Consider the following 12,456-nt stretch of genomic DNA (forward strand, 5'->3'; position numbering starts at 1 on the left):
TTGCTGAGATTAAAAAGTTACACTTAAACCTAGAGATATTACTTTTGAAAGCGGATAAACACTTCCATTGGAACCGCCATCTATTGTTTCCGGATCAAACATTTTTGCCATTTTGGTCCAGGTGATGAGATTTTCTCCAGAAGCATAGAATCTGAATTTTTGTCCACCAAGTTTCCTGGTGAGCATTGGAGGAAGTGTATAACCAATTTGCAGGTTTTTTAACCTGATATAGGACGCATCCTGTAAATAAGCAGTTTGTGTTTGTTGATTCTTTCCACTCCCAAATATTGGTCTCGGATAATAGGCATCCAGATTTAAACCTAGCGGACTGTTTGGGTCATTTCTAAAATAATCTGCATGCTCCACCAAACCTGCAGACCACCATTTGTTGCTGGTGGCCCCCCAGAAAAAATAACTACCCTGCCAGAAATCACGCTTCAATACACCTTGAAAAAAGGCACGGAAGTCAAATCCTTTGTAGTCAAAGCTAAGATCAAGTCCAACCCGGTACCTCGGCGTATTGTTACCGATGATATGAGCATCGCCTGAATTTCCTTCCGTCCAATTGCCCCAATCCAGTTTACCATCGCCATTGTAATCTGCATACATAATATCTCCGGCGGACCATTGCGAGCCAAAAGCTGACTGTCCATTACTTAAAGTTGCCAGGTGGGCATTCATCTCGGCTTGGTTTTTTGCAATACCAATAGTCGTATAGCCCCAAATCTCTCCCAGCTTTTGTCCTGTTCTGTACGTGTCTAGTGATCCCGTTGAATTAGGATATCTGGTTACCGTGGTCTGAAAGTCGGACATCAGGAATTTCACATTATAGCCAAGCCCATTTTTAAGTCGGTCGTTCCAGGCAATTTCAAATTCAAATCCCGTAGATTTCAAATCCGTATTATTTGTTTGCGGAACGGCCGTACCTAAAATTACGGGCAACTCCGGTGCTGGCCCAACCATATTGAGTGTCTTACGGTTGTACCAGTCCAGAGAGCCTGAGAGCTTATTTTTAAAGAATGCAAAATCCAGTCCAATGTTATTACTTTTCACTGTTTCCCATGTCAGTGTTGAGCTTACCAGTCCGGGGGCACTCGCAGTATTTGGACGTGCGCCATTGAGGAGCCAGTCGCCGTTGGCGGTACCAACTGGCATCGTTACATAAGTAGGATACCAAACATTGGTATTCTGATTTCCTAAATTTCCGTACGCATACCTAACCTTCAATGAATTAACAATATCCAAGTTGTTTTTCCAAAAGTCTTCTCTGGCAATATTCCATCCTGCGGATATTGAGGGAAACAAGGACCATCTTTTATCTGACCGAAACCGGGAGGACCCGTCATATCTCAGGTTTCCTTCAATCAGATATTTTCCATCATAATCATAATTTAAACGACCAAAAACGCCTGCTATGGCCCAATTCTGATATTGCCCGGAAACTACGGGCGCAAGCACTTTTCCATCCGCATCCATTCCCGAAGTCGTATTTAAAGTGGCAATATCAGGAACAATTATTCCGTCACGCTGGGCACTCATATCGCGGTACTTGGTGCTTTCGAATTGGTAACCACTCATGATCTTAAAATTGTGCTTGCCGAAGCTTTTACTGTATTCGGAATAGATATTGGTATTGAAATAATTCTCTTTGAATGCATATTCATAGACATTTGAATTGCGTTTGTAGAGATAAGGTGTTCCACTTACATCGTGATTATAGGTCTGCTGAGAGTCCCAATGCCGGAACTGAGTTTGTGTACGATAGTTAAATTCTGCAAATGTTTTCCAGCCTTTTACAGGTTCAAATACCACCTGCATCTGCTGGTACATCCAATCCTTTACTTGTCTATCATTCCCTCCGTCCTGCATTTCCAGTGCGGGTGAAGGCGAACTAAACAAGTACCCGTTGGGATCATACAAAGGCAGTGTAGGCCAGCCTTGTCTTCCAAGTGATTCATAAAAACCATTTCCTAAAGCAGAAGGCCTATGATACCCTTCCCTTAAGAAGCGGTTACTGTAATTTACACCGATCTGATCGCTAATTTTCGTATTGATCTTGGCCGTAATCCCATAACGCTGATACCCATCCTGGTTAAACTTCATCATTCCGTTTTGGTCCATAAAGTTACCCGACAAATAGTAAGAGGTGTTTTCTGTTCCTCCTGTAAGACTCAAATTATGTTCCTGAGAAAAGGCATGATCCATATACATAGCTTTATACCAGTCAATATTATCGTTCCCTTCTGCATATCCGTCTGCCCAAAATTGTTTATTGTTAGGATTAGGTATAATGCTGGCTGTAATTTTTCCAGACTGATAGTCTTTTATCCGTTGCAACTGCGCAGCACCAAAATGGGCACTACTTCCACCGTTGGTGCTGGCATCGTTAAAATAAAGGGCAAAGGTATAAGAGTCCATCATTTTGGGTAACAAAACAGGCTTGGTTTGCCTAAAGCTATTGTTGTAATTGATTTGCACCTTACCCGATTTACCTCTTTTTGTAGTAACCAGTATAACTCCAAATGCCGCACGAGACCCATAAATGGAAGAAGCAGAGGCATCTTTAAGTACCGATATACTCTCCACATCTTGTGGATTTAATGCATTTAAGGAACCCTCCATACCATCTATCAGGATTAAAGGATTAGATGATGATGTTCCTATAGTTCCGGTACCCCTGATATTGATACTAGGCGTGCTTTCCAGTGAACCGTTATTCTGAGAGATGTTAAGACCGGGTACAAGTCCCTGAAGTGCCTGTGATACATTTTGTACAGGTCGGTTTTCTAATGCTTTTGCATCCACCACACTTACAGCACCGGTTAAGTTTACCTTTTTTTGCTTTCCGAAACCAACGACAACCACCTCGTTAAGATCGTTATCATCTGCAGTAAGGGTGATATTTACCGTATAATTTCCATTCGCATTTACTTTCATATCCTTCAAACTAACCTCCTTGGTTTTGTAACCCACGGAAGTAAAGACCAGTACGGAAGAAGGTTGTACAGCAAGCCTAAATGCACCACTACTATTGGTCATTACCCCGTTGGAACCTCCCTTCACTTTGACACTTACGCCAGGTAGTACTCCTGTCTCTTCTTTTACTATGCCCTCGGCCATGGAAGTCTGAGCATAACTTTTGCCAAAACAAAATAGCAGAACCAATATAGTCAGGAAACTTCCCAACTTCTTATTGTATAAAAAGGGTATTTTTCTTTTCATAATTGGAATGGGTTAAAGGGTAAACAAACAGGCCAATAGCCCTCCTTGAATAGGATGTTCTCGGTTTTCTTCATAATTTATAATAGTTTAATTTGGTTGCTGATTAGAAAATTTTGACAATAGAAGACCCTACATTCCCGTTAGGGAAAGTTTTGATGGTCAGTAATTCTGATTTTAACTATTTATATCGGTTAGAGCATTTTCATATCTTTCAGATTCCACGTATCCTTCCAGGAGATCTCGATATCTTCTCCTTTAAACTGAATGGGCAGCCACAAATAACGCCCGTCAATGGCATCTTTAGGTGCCCACTTATCTGCCATAAAGATGAAGCTATCCTTTTTCCCCTGTACCTGAAGAACATGAGTACTTTGCCCACCATAAGTAAGCTTACTTCCTTCGCCTATACATGGATTACCTTTGTATTTCCATTTCCCCATTATAGCATCTGAAATAAACCAACGGGCAGCGTTAGGCGCCCATCCAGTGCAACCGGAGCCGATCATATAGTATTTTCCTTTCCTTTTAAATAAAGCCGGTGCTTCGGTTTGAAAACCTACATATACACGTATAAATTTTCCGGTATGCCCAGTGTAATCCGCATTAAGTTCTGCAATATCAAGTGTATAATTCTCTTCGGAAGAAAAGACATGATAAGCCTTTCCATCGTCATCTACAAAGACGGTCATATCTCTTGCCATCTGGCCTCCGGGAAGATCCCGACAGAAAAATTCATCGCTGAAATTTCCTGGATGCTCACAGTTGACTTTCAAGCTGTCCGGAGTGCCGGATGCATAGTATGGCATCGAGCCGGGATTGGGCCTATAGCTTTTGATAAATGTATAAGGTCCGGTAATATGGTCTGCTACGGCTACACCAGCGCGTGCAGCGGCATATCCTTTATCTTTTAATTCCAGGTGAAACCACATTACAAATTTCTTAGTCTTCTTATTATAGACCACCTTAGGTCTTTCCAGCACACAGCCTTTTGTAATATCGCTTTGCAGATCGTCAGAAACGGCCAAAGCGATGCCCTCATCTTTCCAGTTGTATAAATCTTTTGAGGCGTAACAGTGCACCCCAACTTGGGCTGTATTACCAAGTTCGCCCGCCACTTTATGTTCACCAAACCAATAATAGGTTCCTTTATGAAACAGAATGCCGCCACCATGGGCATTAATATGTATTCCTCTATCATCTTTCCATATCTTTCCAGGATGGAATTCATTATAAAGTGTCTGTGAGAATGCATTATAATTACTGATCATAAGGAATAAAATCAAGAACATCTTGGATAGACAACTCCCGGTCGTAAATAATTCTCTTTTCATATCAATTAAATTATTTGGTTTTGATTTGGTTTAGTTTGGTTCTTAAGAGTGAGCTAATTTAGTAAGCCTGACCAAAGGCTTCCGGGGGTAAATTCGTATTTTATAAGGGGGTAAATTCTATTTAAACACTTACTGAAGTACTGTAATTGAGGTTATGGTGCTTTTGAAATGTTTTCCTGTGTTGTTTCATAAATTCTGATGGTGTAAGTTTAAATTGCTTTTGAAATTGTTCTCTAAAATATTTGAGATCATTGAGTCCTACCCGTATCGATACTTCATTAATATTCAAACTTGTATTAATCAGCAATTCCGCTGCTTTACGCAAGCGTATAAAACGAACAAACCCACTAATCGACATACCGGAAGCCTGTTTTATTTTTTTATACAGGCTGGGATGGCTCATGCTTAGACCATGTGCAAGTATCTTTACGTTAAATTCAGTTCCGGTTAAATTATCTTCAATAATGGTGATACATTTTTGAAGGAATAAACTGTCTTGTTCAGAGATCTTAAGCGAATCAGCCTTTAAGGTAATTTCTTTATAGAAGTAATTTTGCAAGTCTTTTCTATCTTTAATGACTCCATTTACTTTTGCAATAAAAACCTCTTTATCAAACGGCTTACTCACATAGTCGTAGGCTCCCACCTCTATTCCTGCCAATTCACCCGCAAGTTCTGGATTTGCAGTAAGCAGGATTACAGGAATATGATTCAACGTACTGTTGCTCTTGATGCTCCTGCAAAGTTCTATTCCATTTAATCCGTCCATATTCACATCAGAGATAATGATGTCGGGCATGAATTTTTGTGCAATGCAAAGTCCATCATCTCCATTGTTGGCTTCATAAATTTTAAACTTATTTTTAAAAATATGCTTAATGTAATCGATAATCTCCTGGTTATCATCTACAATAAGCATTGTATGAAGATCTGAGATGAGCAAGCCCAGGTCTTCCTTTTTTTCTTTTCGGAAATCCCCTACAGCTACGGAAATTTCTGCGTCTTCCATTAACTCACCGATCAGCGAGGTTTCTGACTTATATTCATCTGTTAAGTCAATGAGTCTCGAGGTGACCTGCGGTATATGTACAACAAACCGAACACCTTTATTGGGTTCACTTTCGTAGCTAATATTACCTTGATGCAATTCAATAAAATTTCGGGAAAGATATAAGCCTATTCCAAATCCTATCTTTGAGGAGTTGACCTGCTGTATCTTGTAGAATTTATCAAATAATTTCTCTCCGGTCGTAGGAGAAATACCAGGGCCATTGTCCCAGCACTCCATAGTGATGGTTCCATTCTTGCAACTAATACTTAATCCTACTTCACCACCCTCAGGCGTAAATTTCAAAGCGTTGGACAGTAAATTAAACAATACAATTTCAATCTTCTCCTTGTCAGCACAGGCCTTTATTGATTCATCGGTACAATCCAAATGATAATGTATATTCTTTTTTACAGCCAAATAAGTAAAACAAAGAAAAACATCCTTCGCGAGTTTTGAAATATTGATTTGACTTAAATTGAGGGTATCATTTTCACTTTCTGTTTTTCTAAACAACAGCAACTGGTCTACCAGACTTAATAGTCTTCTGGAGTTTCGATACACAATATTAAGAGCATCTGTTTCCTCATTATGTTCTCCCTTATGTAAAATGTCTTTTATCGGATTTACGATTAGGGTTAAAGGCGTTCGCAGCTCGTGAGAAATATTCGTAAAAAAACTGATCTTCTTTTCATTGAGTTCTTTTTCCTGCTGTATCTTTAGATTAGCCAGGTCAATTTCATTTTTTAACTTCCTTTGTCGGCTCCTGTACACATAATAAACATAATAGCCCAATGCAACCACAAGTAGGTAAAAAATATAAGCCCAACAGGTCCGGTACCATGGAGGTAAAATCACAATATGGATTACTCTTTCATTACCATTCCATAATCCATCTGTATTTGTCGATCTGATATAAAGTTTATAGCTACCGGGATCCAGCCGGGAATAATAAGCTGATCGTATCTTTCCAACTTCATTCCAGTCTTTATCCCATCCATCCATATAGTACGCGTAATTGATCTGTTCCTGCCCAGAATATTCCAATGCCACAAAATCAACAGATATAGTGGCCTTATGATAGGGAATCACAATCTCATGAAGATTAATGGCCGATTTATCTTTAAAATGAGGTTCCTCTTCAATAGGCACATTATTGATCTTAAACCCGGTAAGTATTAATGGAGGGGTACCGTTGTCCATTTTAATGCTGTCCGGATGAAACATATTAAACCCTTTGATACCACCAAAGAGAAATTCACCGCTGCCTAGTTTCAAGGCTGCATTATAATTGAATTGATTACTCTGAAGTCCATTGGCTACAGAATAATTTTTGAATTTCTTCGTCCTCACATCAAACTTGGAAAGTCCATTATAGGTGCTGCACCATAAATTTCCTTTCCCATCTTTTAAAACATTCAGAATGGCATTGCTGGGTAAACCTTGTTTTTCCGTAAAGCGGATAGATGTGCCATCCCTGGTGTTGAAATGAAGCAAACCACCTCCTTCAGTTCCTACCCATAAAAACCCCTTATCTCCCTCCTGAATAGCACGTACCGATGAATTCACCGAATAATACTTTTTAGTCCGGTGGACCAAATCTACTTGGATCAGATTTTCATAATCTCCCATCCAAAGGACGTGGTCGGTACTTTGAAAAATAGCATGGATATTGGTTAGCTCCGAATCATAGAGTTCAAATCTATCTTTTATTCCATTATACAAATACAGAGCTCCTCCTCGGGTAGTCCCAGCCCAAAGATGATTTTCCCGATCCTCATATAACTTCCAAACATTGATCTCATCAGTTTGTTTCTTTGAATTATAGCAAGAATAATGTTTAAAGATCTTTAATGTCGGATCAAAACGATCTATACCTCCGCTGAAGGTCGCCATCCATATTCTATTCTGATGGTCGCGTAAGATCCCCGTTACAAAATTGCTTACAATGGAGTTTTTATCTTCTGAATGATGGGTATAATTCTCATATTGGTTCGTTACCGGATTCCAATAACTCACGCCGCCTCCGTCGGTTCCGATGTAAATATTCCTTTTTTCATCTTCACAAAAAGAAAGTGCAAAATTATTGACGAGGCTATTTTTATTGAATGGGTCTCGCTTAATGGTATTAAAACTGGAAGCTTTCACTTCCATTACATTTACTCCTCCCCTTAATGTTGCTATCCATACACGGGCTTCTTTATCTTCATATATAGCACCTACAGCCCCGCTGGTAATTCCTCCTCTTTCCTTGCCAGGTAAAAGAAATTCTGTTTGATCTTTTTTCTGATCATAGATCGTCACACCATTACCATTCGTACCTACCCAGAGTTTACCTGTCTTAGACATCATCAGGCTCATGACGTTTTCGCTGCTTAGCTTTCCTGTAAAACGGTTCAATGTTTCATGCCCGATATGATACAGATACAATCCCTTTTCCGTCCCAATCCAAAGGGTATCATGATGAACTAATAAGCATGTGGCAGATTTGAGTTCTGCATTCATGAGTTTGATTTTTGAGGTTTTCAAGTCAAACATGCACAGTCCATAGTCTTTAACAAACAGCCACAAGTAAGTATCCTGTGTCCCTAATGCCTGAACAGTATACCTGGAGTGACGTGTAAGTGGCACCTTTATGGCTATATGACTATTGTGGTTAAGCCTAAACAGGCCCTGCTCATCCGTCGCTATAAAGACCTCATTATTTTTATTTACTGAAATGGTATTAACAGAGGCTGTGATTTTTCTTAACGCCTTTGAAGCTTTAAAATATACAGGGCTGATCTTAGAAGTCGAATAATCAAAGCACGAAAGTCCATTCAATGTACCAATCCAGATTCGGCTACCAGTGTCTCCACTGAGTGCCGTAATGTGGTTATCTGTCAAAGTACAGGTATCACCCCATTTATGGCGGAAGGTCTTAAAAGCATAGCCATCATAACGGTTCAGGCCATCGTAAGTACCCATCCATAAAAAACCATAGCGGTCCTGATACAAGGAATTCACTGTATTATTGGATAAACCGTTCTCCTGCCCGATATATCTAATCTCCGATCTTTCAGAGAAGTTTTGGGCAACAGCTGTGAAAGCCAATAAATGGACAATCCAACTCATTAAAATGTTCTTTCTGCTTAATAAGGTTCCCATTCCAATACCTGTATTTCGGTAGGCAAATGATCTGCCTTTCCTTCGCCATCAACTTGTACAACTTTTTGAACAAAGAGATCCAGCCGCTTTTTCTGCTTCCACAATTCAGTATCAAAACTCGGCTCCCAATCTCCGACAGAACCAGACGTAAGGTCCTTTACTACCCATTTTTGCTGCGCCAGATCATCGGTATAGGCCATAGAGATCCTATTCCCTCTTTCCTTATCTCTAAAAATCAATCCTGCCTGTGTTTTTTTCTCTTGGCTCCAGGTTAGGAGTTGAGGTCTTGAAATTGGGATACGTTTAGTACCGCTTCCGCTTAGTGTAAAGGCTAAATTTCGAAAAGCCAAATTCTGTACTTTCCAACAACCATCTTGTTTAAAAATGATATGGTATTGCGGTATTCCTGTTCCCTTTTCGCGCCAGTAACTGGCAATATAAGGTTGACCTGAATCATCCGTTGCCATGGAAGTCTGATTGATCAACTCACTGTTCTGCGGAATTCTACAAGCATATTCCGCATTGTCTTCCCGAATAGGCAGTTGATAAGGTTCCCCTGTTGATTTCATCCAGCTCTCTCCTCCATCCTCAGACCGCGCATAACACATATCATGATTACTCGCCACATTCGGGCTCTCCCGCCATACCCAGGATAGATGCATTGTTCCTTTGGCGTCAATGACCATTTGCCAGTAGGCATTACGCTTGCCCTCCCCATCAATAAGGTTGTCCTGTACTCTTTCCCAGGATTGTTTTTTAACATTATACAGGTTAATGACCAGATCCCCGTTTCCGGAGCCCCCATCCCTGTATAGAAAAATCAAGTTGCCATTGTGTAGTTTATGAAATTCTGGATAGCTGATCTTGGTTTCTTTTCTGCCTAGCATTTCCTTCTTTGGACCAAGTATTAAAGAGCCTACGGTTAATGACCTGGCATAATTCAAGGGATTATTGTGCTGTCCCCAGGCAACGTGAAGAAACCCTGCCCCGTCTGCCATAATACTGATAGACTTGTGCGCATCAGCAGCATCTCCCTGGTACGAGCTGCGCAAAAGTGTCCACTTACTGCTATTTAGTGTTCTTTTGGCCAGTACAACGTATTGATCCTGATCATAAAAGGCGCAATACTGCTCCCCTTTATAAGTAACCAGTGAATTTTTTCTAAAAATAACAACATTTACAGAGTTATTGGCCCAGCCATTTACAGAAACCTGTTGTACTTTAATATGGTCTTGTGCAGAAGCATAGCCGCCAAGACAGAGGCTAATCCATAGCCATAGCGTCGTTCTATTCATCATCTATCTCAAGTCTACACTGTGATCATTTGGAAAATCTTCACCGGACCATATTTTTTGCGCAGTCCATTTCTCCGCCGGGGCAGACCAGAAAGGATCTGTTTCAGCAAGTCCCAAAGGAAGAAATATATTACTGCTGATGTACATACTGCCTTGATTGTTATAGAAATCCGCAAGATCTGGCTGTTCTCCATACAAGCCAATGCTTAGCCAGCCATTCTTATAGGTGGACGGACTTTCCAGCGTTTTCCGGATCACCGCTGTTAGGGCGCATCGGACCTGAGCAGGTTTCAGCTGCTCAGGCAAAGCCTTTCGCCAGGCCATATCTGCAAGATGGTGGAAAGCTGCTCCCCGGTATACAATAGACCTTCCAGTAGGTGGATAAGAACCATCTGTATTGATCAGCCGCTCCTGAAGAATCGCATAACGTTCATTCCGTTTCTTTATTTTTTCAAACATCGAATCATACGCATTGTTTTTTTTACCAATGATGCCGGCTATTGCCGCCAGGTAAGGATGAATGACATAACTGTTATAGTAATCATAAGCATAATGAACCCCATCCGTGTACATACCATCTCCAACATACCATTGTTCCATTTGCTGCAAAGCATAGTCTACGCGCATAGAATCCCATTCATAACCAAACCGGCACAAGAAAGCTTCATTCATAGCTGAGAAAAGTAGCCAATTGGAAAATACCGGTTTAAACTGGCGTGTAGTTTTTATTGAATTCACCAACCTTTCCTTTTCCCGCTTTTCCAGATGCTCCCATAACCATGGTGCCCGAAGAAAGGCGTAGGCCAAATAAGAAGCATCTACCAACTGTTGTCCTCCTATGTCAAAGCGCATAAAATCTTTTGCATTGGAATCCAATGCATTCTTTATACCCTGAACTGCCCATTGGCGATATTGATTTCTTAAGATAACTTCATTCCTGCTTCCTCCTTCCAGCTGCAGCCAGGGAGCTATACCACTTAAAACCCTGCCCAGCACCTCCAGGTATTCAACTTTAATCCGGTGATCTTTATTATCAATTCTTTTGGAGGTTACCTTGGGCATCTGAATACGCAAGCTGTCATGGGCCAGATTATACATGACCGGCCATACCATTTTATCCATTTCTTGAAGCCAAACCTGGCGGTCTGTAATTGGCCCAACAGGTTTCAGTGCTTTTTTTTTCTGTCCAAAAACGCTACCACCCAGGAGCATGGAAAAACATAAGGTTAAACACCAGCCTTTGTAAAAAGATTTCATAAGGTTCTATTTTGAATGTTCTAAAAAACGGTACATCTCGCAGCCGGCAAGTAGAAACGCGCCTACGCCAAAATTGGCGGTAGAATTTGCATCAACAACCTGCCCCGGTATGGCTTTTTCTCCAATTGGCTGTATATACCCCACCTTCCCAGTGTCCTGCAGGGCAAAGGAAGACAAATACTTCCAGCCCTGCAGAGCAACCGGAAGATAAGTCTTTTTTTCGAGGTAGCCCTGATTGATTCCCCAAAGCAGGCCATAAGTAAAAAAGGCCGTCCCACTAGTTTCTGGTCCTGGGGCATGCTCAGGATCCAGTAAACTCCTGGTCCAGTAGCCTTCTTTTTGCTGGCACTTCACAATAGCTTTAGCAAGGCCAAGGTACTTACGAAGATATTCATCTCTATTGGAGGCATTTTGAGGAAGGTCCTTTAATACTTTGGTTAACCCCGCAAATACCCATCCATCTCCCCTTGCCCAAAAATCTTTTTTGCCATTTGTACTCTTATGCACCGGGTAAACATATTTGGCATCTCTATAATACAAGCCAGTTTCCGCGTCATACATGATGCTGTTCGCATACTCGAAATAAGTTTTGAGCTTCTCCAGATATTGCGTATTTCCGGTTATTTTGTAGAGTTTGGTCATAACGGGCATCACCATGTACAATCCATCTGCCCACCACCAATAGTCCTTGGCCGAAGTACTCATTTCATACTCCATAACCTCCCTGGCCCTAGCTATTTTATGTAGTTTTGGCTGGAGCAGGTACAAGTCTATATAAGTCTGAAAACAAATCTGCCAGTCACCAAATAAGACATGATCATCCGTTTCTCCATAGTTATATTTCCAGTCTGATGTTTTCACTGACTTTGCACCCATCCATTGATTGTACTCTGCCCAGGCCTCAGCATAAGCTCTGTAAGCCTTTTTACCAGTCAGGCCAAATGCTTCCATATTTCCAGTCTGGTAAGCAGCCTCATCCCAAAAAGCGCTGGTTTGTGGCTGATGATTTTTCTGCCAATATGCATTGACCAGATTGATTTTAAAAAGCACTTCTTTTTTACCTTGCTTTTTCACAGCGTTTTGTGCTGTTATATTTGAAATAGAAAGGGCGCTGAATATAATCAGAGTACAAAAAAACTTCAAGTTCATCGGCTCA

6 protein-coding genes are annotated in these 12,456 nt (G+C 40.9%); all 6 read right to left on the reverse strand.

Translation table 11 applies throughout. The annotated features are described in order from the left end of the window. Positions 1–9 precede the first annotated feature (9 nt). The 6 genes from DBR11_RS15980 to DBR11_RS16005 all read right to left on the reverse strand — a co-directional run bounded on the left by DBR11_RS15980 (position 10) and on the right by DBR11_RS16005 (position 12,374). Positions 10–3,222, reverse strand: coding sequence for a TonB-dependent receptor (locus DBR11_RS15980; RefSeq protein WP_108553655.1), 3,213 nt, complete (start codon positions 3,220–3,222; stop codon positions 10–12). Positions 3,223–3,413: 191 nt separating this feature from the next. Beyond that, a complete protein-coding gene (locus tag DBR11_RS15985) occupies positions 3,414–4,553 on the reverse strand; it encodes a glycoside hydrolase family 43 protein (protein ID WP_233260782.1) in 1,140 nt (379 codons plus the stop codon). A gap of 121 nt (positions 4,554–4,674) precedes the next feature. Further along, positions 4,675–8,748, reverse strand: coding sequence for a hybrid sensor histidine kinase/response regulator (locus DBR11_RS15990; protein ID WP_108553657.1), 4,074 nt, complete (start codon positions 8,746–8,748; stop codon positions 4,675–4,677). After that, positions 8,733–10,046, reverse strand: a complete 1,314-nt coding sequence (locus tag DBR11_RS15995) for a BNR repeat-containing protein (protein ID WP_233260783.1) — start codon at positions 10,044–10,046, stop codon at positions 8,733–8,735. Before DBR11_RS15995 ends, DBR11_RS15990 begins: the two co-directional genes overlap by 16 nt. Then, positions 10,047–11,300, reverse strand: coding sequence for a DUF2264 domain-containing protein (locus DBR11_RS16000; RefSeq protein WP_199233858.1), 1,254 nt, complete (start codon positions 11,298–11,300; stop codon positions 10,047–10,049). A 6-nt stretch (positions 11,301–11,306) separates the two neighbouring features. After that, a complete protein-coding gene (locus tag DBR11_RS16005; protein ID WP_233260784.1) occupies positions 11,307–12,374 on the reverse strand; it encodes a glycoside hydrolase family 88 protein in 1,068 nt (355 codons plus the stop codon). Between the last annotated feature and the right edge of the window lie 82 nt (positions 12,375–12,456).

Source organism: Pedobacter sp. HMWF019 (assembly GCF_003061025.1).
Lineage (GTDB): Bacteria > Bacteroidota > Bacteroidia > Sphingobacteriales > Sphingobacteriaceae > Pedobacter.

Coding starts and splice junctions, on each gene's coding strand:
- DBR11_RS15980 (WP_108553655.1), bottom strand. CDS start 3,222: ATGAAAAGAAAAATACCCTTTTTATACAATAAGAAGTTGGGAAGTTTC.
- DBR11_RS15985 (WP_233260782.1), bottom strand. CDS start 4,553: ATGAAAAGAGAATTATTTACGACCGGGAGTTGTCTATCCAAGATGTTC.
- DBR11_RS15990 (WP_108553657.1), bottom strand. CDS start 8,748: ATGGGAACCTTATTAAGCAGAAAGAACATTTTAATGAGTTGGATTGTC.
- DBR11_RS15995 (WP_233260783.1), bottom strand. CDS start 10,046: ATGATGAATAGAACGACGCTATGGCTATGGATTAGCCTCTGTCTTGGC.
- DBR11_RS16000 (WP_199233858.1), bottom strand. CDS start 11,300: ATGAAATCTTTTTACAAAGGCTGGTGTTTAACCTTATGTTTTTCCATG.